Genomic DNA, 18,822 nt, shown 5'->3' with positions numbered 1-18,822 from the left:
CACCAGCACCACCCTGTGGGCTGCGAGATCGACTGACCGACAGCTAGAAGAAACTGGCTCTAGAACTGCCTGGACCGGCTATCGGGGACCTGCCAGGCACCGCGTCTACAGAGGCACCTGACACATTGAAGTCAATCTCCTCGTCATCCGCCGCAACGCAACTGCCGAAAAGTGTTTTGAGGTCTACCCTTTCTGTGACCGCGAAGATCTCTATTATGTAGGTGGGTTCGCCTCCTGTGATCCGAGCGCCAGCCTCCTGGGTGTTGTGGATCGAGCAAACATCAGTCTCATCCTCGGAGGCCGACCTCGCCTCGACGGGTGTAAATCTGAACTCGCCGCCAGTGCCGCTCGGAAAGGCCGTCTTGGGAACGACCATATCGTCGGTGATGTAGGTGAGCGCTGCGTGTTGTTGCGACTGCTCTGGTATTGCGGCACCCCCGACACTGCAGGCTGAGAGCAGAATTGCCCCGATCGCAACGAGGAAGCGCGATGCCATCCGTATTCGGAACATCACTGGTTCGGACTTGGAACGACAGCCCCTCCTCGTTGTTGTGCTGGGTGTCGGTGTCGGCTGACACGAGGAGGAGGTCGCAGGCAAAGGCATGATGATTTCTCGCGGACGCTCACCCGGCCCCTTGGCTGGCTCGGTTGACGAGTTCGTGATCATTGCTTCACCAGCTCGGCACTACCGGTATTCCCTTCGGTATCGAACGAGTAGCCCAGGTTCCCGCCGCTTCGCTCTAACCGCAGATCTCCATCAAAGCAACGTGGGCGACCGGAGGTAATCGTTTCTGTAACGATCAATTGTGTACCCGATATACGTGCACTATGTAGCGTTCCAGAACATGATAGGTCCGAGTAGCTAGAAACTCCCCATATGGAGCTCTCTCCAATCCAGTGAAGATACAGCACAACATCATAAGTTGTTAATCGCCCATCGGGGTAACGCTGAACCACCCTGCCGCTCCATGTCCCAATAAATTCGTCAAGGTTAAGCACTGAACTTTCACTCAGGTGCTTATAATCATGCCGTATGGCTGTAAACGTGATTCCAACGTTTGAACCCTGTTCCTGCGTTCCGGCGACAAGGCGTCCCACTGCGGTGTTGCCTTCGAATGTGATCTCGTATGTAGACACTCCAGACGCACAAGGGGATGGGCCCTGTACATCTATCTCAATTCGGTTATTGCTGAGCGTCTTCCAAGTTCCGTTGACCGCTTTCATGACGCATATCTGAATCTGGCCACTAGCTGGTTCCGTAAAGGAAATGCTGCTGTTGGCTGTGCTAGCGAGGTCGTCTGGCACTGCGGTGTTGAGGTGCAGTTTCACTAGGGGTGGTCGCACATTTGGAGACGCATCAGCATGTTGTCGCGACTTTTCCCAAGTTCCCTCCCAGATCCCGTTCGGCTCGAGTTCTGTGATTGCTTCATTGTTGTTTGTCGCTCCTGCGCCCCCACGTTTCTCACTGGATCGCGTACTGGAGTTAGTAGCGGAGTCGATCCCGCCTAAAAGGTCATCAAATTGCTCTTTCGCCTGAATCCAACTAACTAGCCAAATGACGAAACTCGCAATCGTCACGACGGTTATTAAGGTGCACGCGCCGGCTATTATCCACAGCGCAAATCGGTTGTGATTATGGTTGCCAGTTGTCATCGCGCTGATACCTCACTCCGAGATTGGTGCTCCACGTTCCCTGGCGTATGCGCGTTTAGTGCAGCGAACGAATCAGCTCTGCTGCCCCGCGGATGGTCCCAGCGCGCCGTCGGAGCTGTTTCTTCCGACAGTGGGCGGCGTTTCCGCCTAGACCTCGCATCGCACAGAGATGGTGGTCAGTCCCTCTGGGTTGCCTTCTAGGCATCGTGTTCTGAGGCCGCATGTCGATTCTTTTCTGAGGTCGGCTCCCCCAACCGCAGGGCAGATCGTATCAGTCCTGCTGGAATCAAGCCGGTCGTTTACCCCAGAGTGGCGAATAGGTGACGTGTCTGTAACCGATTCGAACGTGCGACTGGTGTGCGGACCGGCGTCGTAATTCGTTGCCTCTTCACTACAACGCTTATAGGAGGGGCTGGGATACCGAGTCGATAGCCCTGCTCAGACGGCTTTCCATCACTCAGCCAGCGACCTGAACGTCGGATGCGGTGGTGGCGGCATATACTTCAGCCGGGGCCGATTGGGCGCCTGTGTGTTGTGAAGGCGACCGGTGCGGTACTGACGTCCTCGTCGAGTTCCAGATTCGGTGATGGTCAGCGGCGGGCACAGAGGCGGTCGAGCTTGTCAGACGGGGCCGGTGAACCATCCGTGTGTATGAAGGTTTCGGTGCGTTGGAGCGCGTCAGGCTTCGTGGATGTGCATGTGCGAGGCGGAAACCGCAGCCGGCCGAGCTGGGCCTGCGGATGCAACCGAGGGTACGTCGCCTACGTTTGCACGCCGACTCTTCGCTCTGGTCATCTGTGCTGCGCCCTGCGCGACAATGTCGATTCGTGTCGATATCGTGTCGATATCGTGGACGACCTAGTTTGCTAACTCCTGGGTGCTTGCTCGGGTCAGTCCATCAGCGAGAATCTCTTTCAACGGACCATATGCGAAATTCGGGCCGCAAAGACGACCGAAGTACGGGTTCTCTAAAGCAGCCAGATTCGAGTCCTGGTGCCGGAGCTCATGGGTCATCCCGCCGGGCGCGCCAGCCCCAGATTGTCCCGGAGCGTGGTGCCCTCGTAGTCGGTGCGATACACGCCCAGCTCCTGCAGCACCGGCACCACCTCGTCGACGAACCGGTCGAGTCCGCCGGGCACGATGTGGGGCACCAGGATGAAACCGTCGGCGACGTCGGCCTGCACGAAATCGTTGATCGTGTGCGCGATCGTCTGTGGGGAGCCGACGAACGACTGGCGCCCGGTGACCTCGATGATGAGTTCACGCGTCGTCAGGTTCTTCGCCTCGGCGAGGTCGCGCCATTCGCGTGCCACGGCGACCGGGTCACGGTGCATGCGCACGCTCGCGCGTCCCTTCGCGACCGTGTTCTCTCCCGGTATCGGATCCACCTGCGGCAGCGGGCCGTCGGGGTCGTGATCGGACAGATCCCGATTCCACAGCTGTTCCAAGAACTTGATCGCCGTCTGCCCGCTGACCTGTTGCAGGCGCACCTCGTGGGCGAGTTCGGCTGCCTGCGCGTCGGTGTCGCCGACGACGAAGGTGGCGGCGGGCAGCACGAGGAGTTGGTCGGGGCGTCGGCCGTACGTGGCGAGTCGTCGTTTGACGTCGGTGTAGAACGCCCGGCCGGCGTCGTAGGTGGCGTGCCGGGAGAAGATGGCGTCGGCGGTCGCGGCCGCGAACTCTCGGCCCTCGTCGGAGTCCCCGGCCTGGAAGATGACCGGCCGCCCCTGTGGCGGACGAGGCGTCGGAAAATGTCCGCGGATGTCGAATTGCGAACTGGTGACGTCGAATTCACCCGCCTCGAGGCGTGCCAGGAATCGGCCGTTCTCGGCATCGGCGACGACGTCATCGTCGCGCCATGAGTCCCAGAGCGTCGCGGCGGCGGCGAGGAATTCCTTGGCGCGCGCGTACCGCTGGTCCTCGGGCAGATAACCGCCACGACGAAAGTTCTCGCCGGTGAACTCGTCCCACGAGGTCACCACGTTCCAGGCCGCGCGTCCGGCGGACAGATGATCGAGGGTGGCGAATTGCCGTGCGACGTCGACGGGTTCGTTGAAGGTCGAGTTGATGGTGCCGGTCAGGCCGAGGTGGGTGGTGACCGCGGCCAACGCGGACAGTACGGTGAAGGTGTCCGGTCGACCGACCACGTCGAGGTCGTAGATCAGCCCGTTCTGCTCGCGGAGCCGCAGTCCTTCGGCGAGGAAGAAGAAGTCGAACTTCCCGCGCTCGGCGGTCTGCGCGAGGTGGACGAACGAGTCGAACTCGATCTGGCTGCCCGACGCCGGGTCGCTCCACACCGTGGTGTTGTTGACCCCGGGGAAGTGGGCGGCGAGATGGACCTGTTTGGTCATGCGACACCGGCCTTTCCAGTGGCGAAACGATTGGACGGGCGCGCCAGGCCGAGGTGCCCGCGCAGCGTCGAATGGCTGTACTCAGCGCGGAACAGGTTGCGGCGCCGGAGTTCCGGTACGAGCTCTCGGGTGATCGCGCGCAGGTCCTCGGGCAAGGCGGCCGGGTGCAGTCGTATTCCGCTGATCCCTGCCACCGCGGCCCAGCGCTCGATCTCGTCCGCGAGCCCGACCGGGGTGCCGGCGAAGAGCGCACTGTCGGGCGTGAACGGTCCACCGGCCCAGTCGTCGAGCTGCGCCCGACGCTCGTCGGCCTCCGCCTCCGATGCGGCGAGCACGACGAACAGGTCGACGAACAGGAGTGCTGGATCGGTGCTCTCACGACCGGCGTCGGAGTGTGCGCTGCCCACGGCGTCCACCGCGCGCACGGTGTCGTCGACGTCGCGCGGGCTGATGAACCCGAGGTCGGCGCCCCGACCGATCAGCCGCAGATCGGTGGGGTGGGCGCCGGTCGCGGCGATGACCGGCCGGCCCTGCGGCGGGCGCGGCGTGATGGCGGGGCCGCGCACCGAGAAATGATCCCCGGCGAAGTCGATGTGGTGCAGCTTGTCCCGGTCGACGAAGCGACCGGTTGCGACGTCGCGGATCTCGGCGTCGTCCTCCCACGAATCCCAGAGCAGACCGAGCACGGTCGCGAAGTCGAGGGCCTCGGACGCGAGATCGGCGAGCACCGCCGGATCGTCGGGAAATCGTCGTCGGCCGAACAGCGCGGCCTCGTCCGGGTCCGCGGTCGTGCGCAGCAGGACCCCGGCGCGACCCTGACTCACATAGTCGAGGGTCGCGATCGCCTTGGAGACGTGGAACGGCTCGGTGTGGGTGGCGGTCGCCGTCGGGATCAGCCCGATCGAACGGGTCGTGGGAGCGAGACGGGAGGCGAGTAGTACCGAGTCGAGTCCTCCCGTCGCCCGGTCGGTGCGGGGATGCCCGCGATGCAGGGCGAAGGTATCCGCGAGGGTGACGAAGTCCAGGAGCCCGGCTTCGGCCTCGCCGACCAGTTGCTGCCAGTGCGCCGCTGTCGTGACCGCGTTTGCCCGGGCCCCGGGCGCACGCCACGCACCCGGATGCGACCCGCAACCGTCCAGCGCCACGGCGACGCGTACGTGTTCGGTCATCGAGTCTCCCCTCGAGTCGTGTCGTCGATGTGTGTCTCCGTCTCGAACAGTGGCGGCATGACACGGGATTCCAGGGCCCGGTCATCGGATCGGCGTGGGCCTAACCCTTCCGATGTACCGCCGATGCCGCTTCGGTGATCAGGATGAGGTGTGTTCGGCACAGGACTCGAGACGTTCGGGGAGCGGTATGACGGGACATGAACCCATACCGCTGTCGGTGCTCGACCTCGCGCCGGTCACCGAGGGGAGTGACGCGGCGACGGCGGTGCGTCGCAGCGTTGCCTTGGCCCGGCACGCCGAACGTCTGGGATATCACCGCTTCTGGCTCGCCGAGCATCACTTCGTGGCAGTGGCCAGCTCGTCGACGACCACGCTCATCGGACTCGTCGCCGGCGCGACCGAGTCCATCCGCGTGGGATCTGCGGCGGTCCAGAGCGGCCTGCACACCCCGGTGTCGATCGTGGAGGCCTTCGGGACCATCGACGCGCTCCACTCCGGCCGACTGGACCTGGGTCTCGGTCGTTCCGCGCAGCGTCGCACCGAGTTGGCGACCGCCGACCGGAGATCCGCACCCCGCGAGCCCGCACCCCGACAGCCCGACGAGGTCGTCGACGGCCTGCTCATACCGTCGCCGTTCCCTGTCGAGTCGATCCTGAACGCACCGCGGGTCGTCGCCGCGTTCGAGGCCTCGCAGTTCGACGGTGCGTCGCCGCCGGACTTCGACGACGCCGTCGGTGATGTCCTGGCGCTCCTGACGGGCGGGTTCAGTCACCGCGACGTCGAACTGACCGCGGTGCCGGGGCGGGGCGCTGACGTGGCGGTCTGGATCTTCGGGAGCAGCAAGGGGCAGAGTGCCCAGACCGCAGGTGCGCGCGGGTTGCCGTTCGTCGCCAATTATCACGTCAGCCCGAGCACGGTCCTGGAGGCCGTCGAGGCGTACCGAAGTGCGTTCCGGCCGTCGCCGGTCCTGGCCGAGCCGTATGTGGTCGTCTCCGCGGATGTCGTTGTCGCCGCGGATGAATCGACGGCACGGCACCGTGCATCCACCTACGGACACTGGGTGTACGGCATCCGTAGCGGAGCCGGCGCGCAACCGTACCCGAACCCTGACACGTCGCGTCCGCTCGACGATGACGCGCTCCCGCTGGTCGACGATCGCGTGCGCACCCAGTTCGTCGGCGACCCCGACACCGTGGTGGACGGGCTGCGCACACTCGCGCGGGTGACCGGCGCCGACGAGCTGCTCGTCACCAGCGTCACCCACGACTTCGACCATCGGCTGGCGTCGCATGAGTTGCTGGCGGCCGCATGGGGATTGCGAGGGAAGTGAGATGACCGGCTACGCGGCAGAGGGTTTCGGACGACGCGCCGGTGTGCGGTCGTCGTTGAGGGCCCTGTTCACCGGCATCCGGCGTCGCGTCGACGTGGACCTTCTCGCCGTGTGTGCGGCGCTGCATCCGGAGGCACCGCCCCTGGGTCTCCCGTTGGAGTCAGCAAGAACGGTCGGCCGCGGAAAGGTCTCATAACCGGGTCCCGGTGGCACCATGAGGTTCTCCGGTGACGACGGTCGTCGCCGACGAGCAGCCACGAGGACGCCTACCATGTACGAGACCCCGGATGAACTACACGAACTGCAGACCCTTCTCGACGCGTCCCTGTCCCGATCGACAGATCATCTGCGGTCCATCATCTGCAGCGAGAACACGGTCGACGCACCGCAATTGGTTGACATCCTGACCGGCATGCGTGTTCTCGCGCTCTCGACCGTGACCGCGGCGGGCGAGCCGAGGATCAGCGCCGTCGACGGGCATTTCCTCCACGGGAAGTGGATCTTCGGCACGGCGCGCACAGCTGCGAAGGCTCGGCACCTCGCCGCCCGTCCGGCCGCCAGCGCTGCTCACATCCAGGGCGAGGAACTCGGGGTGTTCACGCACGGGACGGTCGAGATCCTCAACCCGCTCGACGGCGACCGCGCCGATGACTGGCCCGAGTTGGTGGCCCACTTCAAGAAGATCTACGGCGATGATGCGTTCGACTGGGACGTCGAGGTCATCTACTTTCGCCTGCACCCGCATTGGATGACGGTCTACGCACCGAGCCAGTCTCATTGACTGTGAGTCGACGGTCAGTCGACCGGGACGATAAAGCCTTCTTTCACGAGCCAGTCGTAGGCGACGTCGGAGGGGTCGGCACCATCGATGTCGATGAGTCCGTTGAGTTCCTGCATGAGCTCGTCGGTGAGTTTCGCCGACACCGGAGCCATGAGTTCGGCGATCTCCGGGTTCGCGTCGTTGACGCCGGTGCTCACCACGAGGCAGCCGCTGTAGGGCAGGAAGAACTTCTTGTCGTCTTCCAGGACGACGAGGTCGAGGTTCTTGATGCGACCGTCGGTGGAGTAGACCATGCCGAAGTTGCAGGGTTCGCTCCGTGCGGTCGAGGTGTAGACGACGCCGGAGTCCATGGTCGTCACGTTGCTCTTGGGCACGCCGCCGGGGGCGTCGAGCGGGATGTCGTAGGCCTCCAGCATGGGGATGAAACCGTCGGCGCGCGAGAGGAACTCGTCGTTGATGCAGAACGTCCGCTCGGATTCGGGCAGCTTCGCGATATCCGACATCTTGGTGACGTTCAACCGCTCGGCCGTCGGCGCCGAGGCGGCGAAGGCGTAGGTGTTGTTGAACGACGAAGGCGGCAGCCACTCGACACCATTGGCGCGTTCGGCGTCACGGACGCGCTCGTACAGCTGCTGCGGATCCGCGATGGTCTCCGTCTCACCGAGATAGGTCTGCCAGGCGGTGCCCGTGTACTCCCACACGATGTCGGCGTCACCGTTGAGAACCGCTTGCCGCGAGGACATCGAACCCGGTGCGTTGGTGAGGTCGTCGACGTCGGCCCCGGCCGCTGCCAGATAGGTCGCGGTGATCTTGCCGAGCAGGACCTGTTCGGTGAAGTTCTTCGACGTCACGGCGACCGACGTGCCCTCCAGCGGACGTTCGCCGCCGGGAAGGGAAGCGGGACGGAAGGTTCCGGACGAACTCACCAGACCACACGCCGACAGCGTCATCACGAGGGCCGCCGACGCGGCCAGGATTGCGAGTGCCCGGGAGCGCAGCGAGCGGGCCGACTGCGACCGTGTCATCATGCGATCCCCCGAGGTGTCGCGACGAGTTCGACGAGGCGGCCGAGCCAGTCGATCGTCATGGCGAGCAGGGCGACCAGGATCGCGCCCGAGACCAGCAGCTTGGGCAGGAACAGCGTGATGCCGGTGGTGATGAGCGTGCCCAGGCTGTTCGCGCCGATGAACGTGCTGAGGGTGGCGGTGCCGACCAGGATCACCAGTGCGGTCCGCACCCCGTTGAGGATGACGGGTACGGCGAGCGGTAGTTCGACCTGGACGAGGGTGCGGACGGCGGACAGGCCGATGCCCCGGGATGCCTCGACAGTCCGTTGATCGACCTGACGCAATCCGACGATGGTGTTCTGCAGGATCGGGAGCACGGCGTACACGACCAAGCCGACGACGGCGGTGTTGAACCCGGTCCCGAGCCAGAAGGTGAACAGCACCAGCAGACCGATCGCCGGCGCCGCCTGCCCGATGTTGGCGATGTTCACCGCGATCGGGTTCAGCCACCGGAGCGACGGTCGGGTGAGCGCGATACCCAGTGGGATCGCGATCACGACGACGATGACGGTGGCTACGAGAGTCAGTTGGATGTGATCGAGGATGGTGGCGCGCAGCGCGGCCCACGACATCGACGCGCTCTCGGTGGTGGTGAACGTGGTGTTCGCGTACCAGATGGCGAAACCCACGCCGACGACCACGATCACGAGCGGTTCGAACCACACGTCGATGGGGATACGGGAGAGCCGTCGTCGAAAGCCGCTCGGGACCGACTCCGGGGCAGGCGGTTTCGCGGTCTCGGTGATCCTCGCCTCTTCGGCGATGAAACCCGTCACCGCTCGGCGCTCGTCTCGGGCGTGCCCACCGGCGCTGTCGCGGAACCGGCGCCTGCGGCAGGTTCCAGGCCGGGCTCGTCGTCGGCCGCGACGACCGGGGTCTCGACGGGAGCCGAACCCTCGGCGTGGTCGAGATAGCCACCGTGGTCGTCGTCCTCCCGCACCGTCGCGAGCTGACCGCGGATCGCTTCCATCACCGAGGCGATGTTCAGCGCACCGACGACCGCGCCGCGTCCGTCGGTGACGAGAACACCACCCTGGCTCGTCGCGAGCATCGAGTCGAGAGCGTCGTTCAGGGTCGAGGACTTGGCCACGACCGGGAGGCGATGGTCGAGGTAGTCGGAGACCTCCGGCTTGGCGCGGATCTCCTCGACCGACGGCCATGCGCGTGGGCGGCCGTGTTGGTCGACGACGGCGACCCAGTCCTCGCCGGCCGCCTTCGCGCGGGTCACCACGGCGCCGGACGGTTCTCCGACGCGGGCGGTGATCACCTCTTTGAAGTCGACATCGCGGACGCGGGTGAGGGTCAGGTGGGCGAGAGTCGCACCCGATCCCACGAACTCCTCGACGAACGGGCTCGCCGGATTGGCCAGGATCTCCTCCGGCGGCGCGAACTGCTCGATGTGCCCGCCCTCGGAGAGGATCAGCACCTTGTCGCCGAGTTTGGTCGCCTCCTCGAAGTCGTGGGTGACGATGACGATGGTCTTGGCCAGCTCGTGCTGGATCGCGATCAGCTTGTCCTGCAGGCGTGCCCGGGTGATCGGATCGACGGCGCCGAACGGCTCGTCCATCAGCAGCACCGGGGGATCGGCGGCGAGGGCGCGTGCGACGCCGACCCGCTGCTGCTGGCCGCCGGACATGTCCTTGGGGAGCCGGTCGGCGAAGGTCGCGGCGTCGAGTCCGACGAGGTCGAGCAGGTACTCGGTGCGCTCGGCGATACGTTTCTTGTCCCAGTTGAGGATTCGCGGGATGGCGCCGATGTTCTTGCTCACCGACCAGTGCGGGAAGAGTCCGCCGGACTGGATGACGTAGCCGATGGACTGCCGCAGCTTGTCCGGGTTCTCCGCGGTGACATCGCGTCCACCGATGTAGATGCGACCCTCGGTGGGTTCGATGAGGCGGTTGATCATCTTCAGCGTCGTCGTCTTGCCACATCCGGACGGGCCGACGAAGGCGACGATGTCACCGGCGTCGATCTCCAGGTCGAGACGGGCGACGGCCGGCGTGGTGGCTCCCCGGTAACGTTTGGCCACGCCGTCGAGCCGGATGGACTCGCCGGTGACGTTGCGGTTGTTGCCGTTCGGCGCGGACGAGGTGGCGGAGTCGGTCATGAGAGTCCCTTGGAGATGGTGAGTCGGCCGAGCAGAACCAGGAGAGCGTCGAAGACGAGGGCGATGATGACGATCAGGATCGTTCCGGCGAGCGCCATTTCGAGTGCATTGGCACCACCGAGGCGGGAAAGCCCGTTGAAGATCAGCGATCCCAGGCCGGGGCCGAGGACGTAGGCGACGATCGCGGCGACACCGACGATCATCTGGGTCGACACGCGGATGCCGGTCAGGATCACCGGCCAGGCGATCGGCAACTCGACGGTGAGCAGGATGCGCCACCTCGAAAGCCCGATGCCGCGGGCGGATTCGACCACGGCCGGCGGCACGGACCGGAGACCGACGACCGCGTTGCCGATCACCGGCAGCGTGGCGAAGAAGGCCAGCATCAGAAACGACGGCGTCACACCGAGTCCGAACGGCACGATCAACAGGGCCAGGAGGGCAAGCGACGGAATGGTCAGCGCCACACGGCTCGACGTCAGCGTCAGCGCGCTGGCGAGCGGGAGGCGATAGACCACGGCGGCGATGAGGATCGCCACGGCCGTACCCACGAGCACTGTCTGAAATGACAGAGACGCGTGTTGATATGTCAGAAAAGTGAGTGATCGGGCGTTCTCGCTGAGGTAATCCCACAATTGCACTGTCGGTGTCCCATCCCCGGTGTCCCACCCCCGGTGTCTGCGTCGACATTACGCAGAGTTGAACGAGACTGCCGACATTTGGACCGATCCAGTGTGACTTTCACGCGGCGTGGGTCGATCTCCGCTCGACGCGGTGCCATCCTGGATGGGTGAGTGAGACTGCGCTGACCAGCTCGGAGGTCGGACCCGACGACGATCGGGCCCACCTGGCCGAGGCCGTGCGTTCCTGGACGCGCATCGTCGCCTGGGTGCTGAGTGTCGGCGGGGCCATCGGCTTCGTCGCGGCGTTCGTGCTGACCGTGGAACGATTCGAACTGGCCGCCGACCCCGAGTACGTGCCGTCCTGCAACTTCAATCCGGTGCTGAGCTGCGGTTCGGTGATGGCGCAGCCGCAGGCGGCGCTCTTCGGTTTCCCCAACCCGCTGCTCGGGATCGCCGGTTTCGCGGTCGCGATCACCACCGGGATGGCCTTGCTGGCCGGGGCGCGCCTCGCCGGCTGGTACTGGGCGGGGCTACAGGTCGGGGTCACCGCGGCGATGGTCTTCATCGGGTGGCTGGTCTATTCGAGCCTCTATTCGATCGGGGCGCTGTGTCCCTACTGCATGGTCGTCTGGGCGGTCACACTGCCGATCTTCGTCCTGGTCAGCGTGCGCAACGCGCACGCGAGCGGGCTCACCTCGCGGTCCCGTGTCGCGCTCGCCCTGGCCCGCAACCACGCGCCCATCCTCGTCGCGGCGGTCGGCCTCGTGATCGTGCTGATCGCGGTGCGATTCTGGTCGTACTGGTCCAGCCTGTACTGAACCCGACCTCGCGCGACCGCTCGGAATCTCCCGAGATGCACCACTACGCTGGGCCCATGGCTATCGGGCGTCCATCGGAGGGTTCGGCGGAGGTGCAGCGCGCGCCGCGGGCGCGGATGACCGGCGCGCAACGGCGATTGCAGCTCATCGAGGTGGCGCGCGGACTGTTCGCCGAACGAGGTTTCGAGGGCACGTCGATCGAAGAGATCGCGCAGCGTGCCGGTGTCTCGAAACCGATCGTCTACGAGCACTTCGGCGGCAAAGAAGGTCTGTACGCGGTGGTCGTCGACCGTGAGATGGAGACCCTGCTGGAGATGGTGACCTCGTCGCTGTCGAAGAACCGCTCGCTCTATCGCATCCAGCAGGTCGCACTCGCGCTGCTGACGTACATGGAGGAGCGCACCGACGGCTTCCGCATCCTGGTCCGCGGCGACAGCACCGCGAGCACGGACGAGACGGCGACCTACTCGAGTCTCCTGAACGACGCGATCAGTCAGGTCGAGCACATCCTGGCCGGGGACTTCGAACGACGCGGCTTCGATCCCGCCCTCGCACCGCTCTACGCCCAGGCGCTCGTCGGGATGGTGTCGGTGACGGCGCAGTGGTGGCTCGACGTCCGCGAACCGTCGAAGGAGGTCGTGGCGGCACACCTGGTCAACCTGTGCTGGAACGGGCTCACCCGACTCGAACCCGATCCCGAACTCGTCGGGCCCGACTACGTCGAATCGCGCAAGCGGACCACCGTCGACGACGCCTGACCGGGGGCCGCTCGCGTCCCGGCCCACACCCGACCCGAGGTGCACGGCAGTGTGCCCCAACCGCGTCTATTGTTGATTCACTCTGCGTCCCCCGGCCGGAAGGATCAACCGATGTCGACCCCGCACGGCGCCGGCCGGCCGGCCATCACATCCCGCTGAGGCGCCGCGCGTGGAGACCGTCGGCATCTACCTGGTCGTCATCTTCGCGTGCGGGTTCCTCGCACGTGTGGCCCGCCTGCCGACCCTCGTCGGCTACCTCGCAGCCGGGTTCATCCTGCACGCACCGGGAATCGACGAACTGCCGATCATCGACACGATGGCCGAACTGGGCGTCACGATCCTGCTGTTCACGATCGGGCTCAAGCTCGACGTGCGGATGCTGCTCCGGCGCGAGGTCGTCATCACCACGGCGGCGAACCTGCTCGTCATCCTCGGTCTCACAATGGGTTTCCTCGGCGTCCTGGGTGCCATCGGGGTGCGGCTGCTCGCCGGTGAGGGCTGGGAGACGGTGGCGCTGTTGGGATTTGCGCTGTCCTTCTCGAGCACGGTGTTCGTCGTCCAGGTACTCGACGAGCGGTCGGAGTCGCATTCCCTCTACGGCCGGATCGCCATCGGCGTCCTCGTGCTGCAGGACATCGTCGCCGTCGTCTATCTGACCGCCATGCAGGGCGAGCCGCCGAGCCCCTGGGCGCTGGCCCTGGTGTTGCTGATCCCCGGCGCGTGGATCGTCCGGCGGTTGTGGAACACCCTCGGCCACGGCGAGTTGCAGACGTTGTTCGGGATCGTCATGGCGCTCGTGCCCGGCTATTGGTTCTTCGAATCCGTGGGTGTCAAGGGCGACTTCGGCGCGATGATCATCGGCGTCCTCCTCGCTTCGCACCCGCGTGCGGGGGAGTTGTCGCGGACGTTGTTCGGTTTGCGTGAGCTGCTGTTGGTCGGTTTCTTCGTGTCGATCGGCCTGCACGTCACACCGACGACCGAGACCGTGCTGCTCGGCCTGCTCCTGCTCATCCTGCTGCCGCTCGAGGGAGCGGTGTACACGCTGGTCCTGTCGCTGTTCGGCCTGCGTCGCCGGACGTCGATCCTCACCGGACTCGCCTTGGCCAACTTCTCGGAATTCGGGCTCATCGTGATCGCGACCGGTGTGGGGGCAGGCATCATCGGCGAGGACTGGCTGGTGGTGACGTCGGTCGCGGTGGCGGGGAGCTTCGTGTTCTCCACCCTCGTCAATCGACGCGGCACGGGCCTGGTGACCCGGCTGTCGGCGTTCGTCCCGACCACGGCCGCCGCCCGGGCGCACCCCGACGACGCGCCGATCGTGCTGGCGCCGGCGCGCGTACTCGTCCTCGGGATGGGTCGCGTCGGCCACTCGGTCTACGACCGGCTGGTCGACGAATACGGCCTGCCCGTGATCGGCGTGGAGAACGACCCGCTCAAGGCGAGCGAACTGGCCCAGCAGGGTGTCCGGGTACTCGACGCCGACGCCACCGAGACCGACTTCTGGGACCGGGCCGTCGGCGTCGGCGAGCTCGAACTGCTCGTCCTGGCCATGCCCTTCCACGGCTCGAATCTCGTGGCTCTCGAACGCATCGAGGAGCTCGGCGTCACCGGGACCATCGCCGTCGTCGCGCAGTACGACGACGAACGCGACGAGTTACTCCAGCGAGGGGCCGACGTGGCTTTCCACATCTACGAGGGCACCGGCGTCGGACTGGCCGACGCGGCCGCCGAGGCCGCAGGTCTGGAACGCTGAGCGACGGTTCACCCCGACCTGGTGGCCAGGCCGGTCAGCTGCCCGCGCCGGAAGCGTCGTCGCCGCTCCAGAGGTCCTTCTGCATGTAGACGCAGTCGATCCACTGCTCGGCCTTGTGACCGATGGCGCGCAGGCGACCCACCTCGTCGAATCCGAACCGCCGGTGCAGTGCGATCGAGCCCTCACCCCCGGTCGCGGCGATGACCGCGACGATCTGGCGGACGTTGTCCGGGTCGGCGCGGGCGAGCAGCGCGGACATCAACGCGGTGCCGATCCCGCGCCCCCCGTGACCGGGCCGCACGTAGATCGAGTCCTCGGTCGACAGGTCGTACGCGGGCATCGTCCGGAACGTCCCCAGGTAGGCGTATCCGACGACGCGCTCGACCCCGTCGTCGACCGCGCGGGCCACCACGAACGGCCGTCCCGCAGCGGTGATCGCGGCGTGCTTGGCATGCCACTGCGAGACCGACGGAACCAGGTAGTCGAAGGTCGCGACGGTGTGCTGCACGTAGTGCGCGTAGATGTCCGCGACGGCCTCGCAATCGTCGATCGTCGCGTCGGACACGCGGATCAGGGGCGAGGTCGCGCCGGAGGTGCGGTCGCTCATGCCGATGAGAGTAGGGCAGGGGCGCCGACGGCGAGAACTTCGTCGGGACGAGTCCGCCGACCGGGCAGGGCGGGCCGATCGGCGACCCATACAATCGACGGAGTGTCGACGCTGTCTGCCCTGTCCGGTCTGGCCACACTCGCGTGTGCGGACAAGTCCTTCCGCGAGGTGCACAAGCACCGCGACGAGCGCCGACTGGACATCACCGCGCCGGATGCCGCGCGCCCCTTCCTCGTCTCGTGCCTGGTCACCGATGCGCAGGCGCCGCTGTTGGTCGTGTCGGCCAACGGCCGCGAGGCCGACGATCTGACGGCCGAGCTGGGCGAACTCCTCGACGACGCCGGGGCCGTCGCACAGTTCCCGTCCTGGGAGACGCTGCCGCACGAGCGGCTCTCCCCGAGTGCGGACACCGTCGGACAGCGACTGGCCGTGCTGCACCGCCTGGCGAACCCCGGCGACACCCCGCTGCGGGTCGTCGTGACCACTGTTCGCTCGCTCGTCCAGCCGATGGCACCGGGCCTCGCCGACGTCGCCACGGTGACCCTGCGTGAGGGCATCGAGGTCGACTTCGACGCACTGCTGTCCCAGTTGGTCGAGATGGCCTATGAGCGCGTCGACATGGTCGGCCGACGCGGCGAGTTCGCGGTACGCGGCGGCATCCTCGACGTCTTTCCGACGACCGCCGATCATCCGGTGCGCGTGGAGTTCTGGGGCGACGAGATCACCGAGATGCGTGCATTCTCGGTGGCCGACCAGCGCAGCCAGCCCGAGGTCGAGACCAGCGAGGTGCGGATTCACCCGTGCCGTGAACTGCTCCTGACCGAGAAGGTCCGTGCGCGGGCCGCCGATCTCGCGGCCGCCGATCCGGGCGACACGACCATGACCGAGATGTTGGGAAAACTCGCCGAGGGCATGCCGGTGGAGGGGATGGAGGCGCTGATCCCCGCGCTCGTCGACGGCGACATGCAGTTGCTGACCGAGGTGATCCCGGACGGCACACGGGTCCTCATCCTCGACCCCGAGAAGGTGCGGACCCGGGCCTCGGATCTGTCGAAGACGGGTGCGGAGTTCCTCGAGGCGTCGTGGACGGCGGCGGCCATGGGCGCCTCGGCGCCGATCGACGGCCGGTCGTCGGAGAGCCTCGGCATCGATCTGCAGGCCAGCGCGTACCGGTCTCTCGACGAGGTGCGGAAGGCGACGCTCGCCGCGGGCCGGCCCTGGTGGACCCTGAGTCCGCTCGCGACCGGTAGCGGTGACGAACTCGAACTGGACCTGGCTCCCGGCCCGGCGCCGCGGGGCGACGACCGCGAGATCGCGGCGACGTTCGCGCAGTTGCGCGCCCACGTCTCCGACGGCAAGACGGCGGCGATCGTGGTGGCGGGCAAGGGCACCGCGCAGCGTGTCGGCGAACGACTGTCCGACGCCGAGGTGCCCTACGTGCTCGCCGAACCCGGGCATCGGCCGCAGCCCGGCGAGGTGACCGTCTTCTGCGCGCCGCTGCGTGCCGGGATCGTCTGTCCCCACGCGGGTCTCGTGGTGGTCGCCGAGGCCGACCTCACCGGTACACGGGTCGCGAACGTCCGGGACGGCCGCCGGCTGCCGGCGAAGCGGCGCAACCAGGTCGACCCGCTCGCCCTGGCCGCCGGCGACCTGGTGGTGCACGACCAGCACGGCATCGGCCGGTTCGTCGAGATGATCGAGCGGACCGTCTCGGGTGCCCGGCGCGAGTACCTCGTCCTGGAGTACGCCTCGAGCAAACGCGGCCAGCCGGCCGATCGGTTGTATGTCCCGATGGACGCACTCGACCAGCTCTCGCGGTACGTCGGCGGCGAACAACCGTCGCTGTCGAAACTCGGCGGGTCGGACTGGCAGAACACGAAACGCAAGGCGCGCAAGGCTGTTCGCGAGATCGCCGGCGAGCTCGTACAACTCTATGCCGCCCGCCACGCAGCGCCCGGACATGCGTTCGGTCCCGACACCCCGTGGCAGCAGGAGATGGAAGACGCCTTCGACTTCACCGAGACCGTGGATCAGCTCACGGTCATCGCCGAGGTCAAGGCCGACATGGAACGTGCGGTGCCGATGGACCGCGTCGTCGTCGGCGACGTCGGTTACGGCAAGACCGAGATCGCCGTCCGTGCCGCCTTCAAGGCCGTCCAGGACGGCAAGCAGGTCGCGGTCCTGGTCCCGACGACGATTCTCGCGCAACAACATCTGCAGACCTTCACCGAACGGATGAGCGGCTTCCCGGTGCGCGTGCGCGGCCTGTCGCGTTTCACCGATGCCAAGGAGTCACGCGAGATCGCCGAGGCGATGTCGAAGGGCGAGGTCGACGTCGTCATCGGTACCCACCGACTGTTGCAGACCGGGATCGTATGGAAAGACCTCGGACTCGTGATCGTCGACGAGGAGCAGCGGTTCGGTGTGGAACACAAGGAACACATCAAGTCGCTGCGCACCCATGTCGACGTGCTGACGATGTCGGCCACCCCGATCCCGCGCACGCTGGAGATGTCGATGGCCGGGATTCGCGAGATGTCGACGATCCTGACCCCGCCCGAGGAACGGCACCCGGTGCTGACCTACGTCGGCGCCTACGCGCCCAAGCAGGTCGCCGCCGCCATCCGCCGCGAGCTGTTGCGTGACGGCCAGGTCTTCTACGTGCACAACCGGGTGTCGACCATCGACAAGATGGCCAAGGACATCGCGGCGATGGTCCCGGAGGCGAGAGTCGTTGTCGCACATGGGCAGATGGGCGAGGATCAACTCGAGCGCACGGTGTCGGGCTTCTGGAACCGTGAGTACGACGTGCTGGTCTGTACGACGATCATCGAGACCGGTCTGGACATCTCGAACGCCAACACCCTGATCGTCGACCGCGCCGAGAACCTCGGCCTCTCGCAGCTTCATCAGCTGCGCGGTCGCGTCGGTCGCAGCCGCGAGCGTGGATACGCGTACCTGCTCTACAGCCCCGACCGGCCGCTGACCGAGACCGCCTACGACCGGCTGGCGACGATCGCGCAGAACAACGAGCTCGGCGCGGGAATGGCGGTGGCGCTGAAAGATCTCGAGTTGCGCGGCGCCGGAAACGTCCTGGGCGCCGAACAGTCCGGGCACGTGGCCGGAGTCGGCTTCGATCTCTACGTCCGGCTGGTCGGCGAGGCGGTGGAGGCTTACCGCGCCGCCGCGGACGGGAAGCCCGTCGAATCCCGGGAGACGGGCGAGGTGCGCATCGACCTTCCCGTCGATGCACATATCCCGGTCGAATACGTCGATTCCGACCGCCTGCGTCTCGAGGCGTACCGCAAGCTCGCGTCGGCGACCGACGACGCCGCGGTCGACTCGGTCCTCGTCGAACTCAACGACCGCTACGGCCCACCGCCGGTGGAGACCACGCGGCTGGCGTCCATCGCCCGGCTGCGCTTGCGATGCCGGGAGCGGGGGATCACCGAGATCGGTCTCGCCGGACAGGGAATGAAGATCTCACCGCTGTCGCTGCTCGACAGCGAGCAGGTGCGTCTTCGTCGCCTGTACTCGTCGGCCACCTACCGGGCGACGACGTCGGTGGTCACGCTGCCCATCCCGCGCACCGGAGGCGTGGGGTCGGCGCGCCTGCGCGACGACGAGCTGATCGAGTATCTGACGACCTTCCTCACCCAACTCCGGCCGGACCCTTCGTGACGCGCCCTCCGCAAGCTCCGGGCGCTCCTCAGGGAGCGGGGGTAGCGCGCCCTCCGCAAGCTCCGGGCGCTCCTCAGGGAGCGGGGGTAGCGCGCCCTCCGCAAGCTCCGGGCGCTCCTCAGGG

Annotated in this window: 15 protein-coding genes; 7 read left to right on the top strand and 8 right to left on the bottom strand. The window is 66.4% G+C overall.

The window, feature by feature from the left end:
• Positions 1-43: 43 nt before the first annotated feature.
• The 3 genes from ACFUEJ_RS23545 to ACFUEJ_RS23535 all read right to left on the bottom strand — a co-directional run bounded on the left by ACFUEJ_RS23545 (position 44) and on the right by ACFUEJ_RS23535 (position 5,173).
• Positions 44-496 carry a hypothetical protein gene (locus ACFUEJ_RS23545; protein WP_388032281.1) on the bottom strand — a complete coding sequence of 151 codons (453 nt, stop codon included), beginning with the start codon at positions 494-496 and terminating at the stop codon, positions 44-46.
• Positions 497-2,663: 2,167 nt separating this feature from the next.
• On the bottom strand, positions 2,664-4,004 hold the full coding sequence (locus tag ACFUEJ_RS23540) for an NtaA/DmoA family FMN-dependent monooxygenase (protein ID WP_388032279.1): 1,341 nt from the start codon (positions 4,002-4,004) through the stop codon (positions 2,664-2,666).
• Positions 4,001-5,173, bottom strand: coding sequence for an LLM class flavin-dependent oxidoreductase (locus ACFUEJ_RS23535; protein ID WP_388032277.1), 1,173 nt, complete (start codon positions 5,171-5,173; stop codon positions 4,001-4,003). The genes ACFUEJ_RS23540 and ACFUEJ_RS23535 overlap by 4 nt, the downstream gene beginning before the upstream one ends.
• Before the next feature lie 187 nt (positions 5,174-5,360).
• On the opposite strand from ACFUEJ_RS23535, the gene ACFUEJ_RS23530 reads away from it, so the two are divergent.
• The 3 genes from ACFUEJ_RS23530 to ACFUEJ_RS23520 all read left to right on the top strand — a co-directional run bounded on the left by ACFUEJ_RS23530 (position 5,361) and on the right by ACFUEJ_RS23520 (position 7,284).
• Positions 5,361-6,503: an LLM class flavin-dependent oxidoreductase gene (locus ACFUEJ_RS23530; protein WP_388032275.1), complete on the top strand. Its 1,143-nt coding sequence runs from the start codon at positions 5,361-5,363 to the stop codon at positions 6,501-6,503.
• Position 6,504: 1 nt separating this feature from the next.
• Entirely contained in the window at positions 6,505-6,699 is a 195-nt protein-coding gene (locus ACFUEJ_RS23525; protein WP_068971918.1) for a hypothetical protein, read from the top strand.
• Between the two features lie 75 nt (positions 6,700-6,774).
• Positions 6,775-7,284 carry a pyridoxamine 5'-phosphate oxidase family protein gene (locus ACFUEJ_RS23520; protein ID WP_311277983.1) on the top strand — a complete coding sequence of 170 codons (510 nt, stop codon included), beginning with the start codon at positions 6,775-6,777 and terminating at the stop codon, positions 7,282-7,284.
• A gap of 14 nt (positions 7,285-7,298) precedes the next feature.
• Here ACFUEJ_RS23520 and ACFUEJ_RS23515 read toward each other — a convergent pair whose 3' ends face one another.
• From ACFUEJ_RS23515 to ACFUEJ_RS23500, 4 genes are all read right to left on the bottom strand, one after another.
• A complete protein-coding gene (locus ACFUEJ_RS23515; RefSeq protein WP_078112134.1) occupies positions 7,299-8,234 on the bottom strand; it encodes a glycine betaine ABC transporter substrate-binding protein in 936 nt (311 codons plus the stop codon).
• Positions 8,235-8,308: 74 nt separating this feature from the next.
• The gene (locus ACFUEJ_RS23510; RefSeq protein ID WP_058250826.1) at positions 8,309-9,127 is read right to left on the bottom strand and encodes an ABC transporter permease; all 819 of its coding nucleotides are present in this window, start codon (positions 9,125-9,127) and stop codon (positions 8,309-8,311) included.
• Positions 9,124-10,458: an ATP-binding cassette domain-containing protein gene (locus ACFUEJ_RS23505; protein WP_137810734.1), complete on the bottom strand. Its 1,335-nt coding sequence runs from the start codon at positions 10,456-10,458 to the stop codon at positions 9,124-9,126. Before ACFUEJ_RS23505 ends, ACFUEJ_RS23510 begins: the two co-directional genes overlap by 4 nt.
• Positions 10,455-11,099 (bottom strand): ABC transporter permease, encoded by a 645-nt coding sequence (locus ACFUEJ_RS23500; protein WP_058250824.1) that lies wholly within the window; start codon positions 11,097-11,099, stop codon positions 10,455-10,457. Before ACFUEJ_RS23500 ends, ACFUEJ_RS23505 begins: the two co-directional genes overlap by 4 nt.
• A 149-nt stretch (positions 11,100-11,248) precedes the next feature.
• Here ACFUEJ_RS23500 and ACFUEJ_RS23495 point away from each other — a divergent pair, with 149 nt between their 5' ends.
• From ACFUEJ_RS23495 to ACFUEJ_RS23485, 3 genes are all read left to right on the top strand, one after another.
• Complete coding sequence (locus ACFUEJ_RS23495) at positions 11,249-11,899, top strand: vitamin K epoxide reductase family protein (protein ID WP_058250823.1); 651 nt, start codon at positions 11,249-11,251, stop codon at positions 11,897-11,899.
• Between the two features lie 56 nt (positions 11,900-11,955).
• The gene (locus tag ACFUEJ_RS23490) at positions 11,956-12,657 is read left to right on the top strand and encodes a TetR/AcrR family transcriptional regulator (protein ID WP_068971913.1); all 702 of its coding nucleotides are present in this window, start codon (positions 11,956-11,958) and stop codon (positions 12,655-12,657) included.
• A 169-nt stretch (positions 12,658-12,826) separates the two neighbouring features.
• The gene (locus tag ACFUEJ_RS23485) at positions 12,827-14,410 is read left to right on the top strand and encodes a cation:proton antiporter family protein (protein ID WP_078112130.1); all 1,584 of its coding nucleotides are present in this window, start codon (positions 12,827-12,829) and stop codon (positions 14,408-14,410) included.
• Positions 14,411-14,444: 34 nt separating this feature from the next.
• Here ACFUEJ_RS23485 and ACFUEJ_RS23480 read toward each other — a convergent pair whose 3' ends face one another.
• A complete protein-coding gene (locus tag ACFUEJ_RS23480) occupies positions 14,445-15,017 on the bottom strand; it encodes a GNAT family N-acetyltransferase (protein ID WP_065630919.1) in 573 nt (190 codons plus the stop codon).
• 102 nt (positions 15,018-15,119) lie between these two features.
• Here ACFUEJ_RS23480 and mfd point away from each other — a divergent pair, with 102 nt between their 5' ends.
• Positions 15,120-18,698, top strand: a complete 3,579-nt coding sequence (mfd, locus tag ACFUEJ_RS23475) for a transcription-repair coupling factor (protein ID WP_388032270.1) — start codon at positions 15,120-15,122, stop codon at positions 18,696-18,698.
• Positions 18,699-18,822: the final 124 nt, after the last annotated feature.

It is taken from the genome of Gordonia sp. NPDC057258 (assembly GCF_042668985.1).
Classification (GTDB): domain Bacteria; phylum Actinomycetota; class Actinomycetes; order Mycobacteriales; family Mycobacteriaceae; genus Gordonia; species Gordonia hongkongensis.
This window is presented reverse-complemented; position numbering and strand designations above follow the sequence as displayed.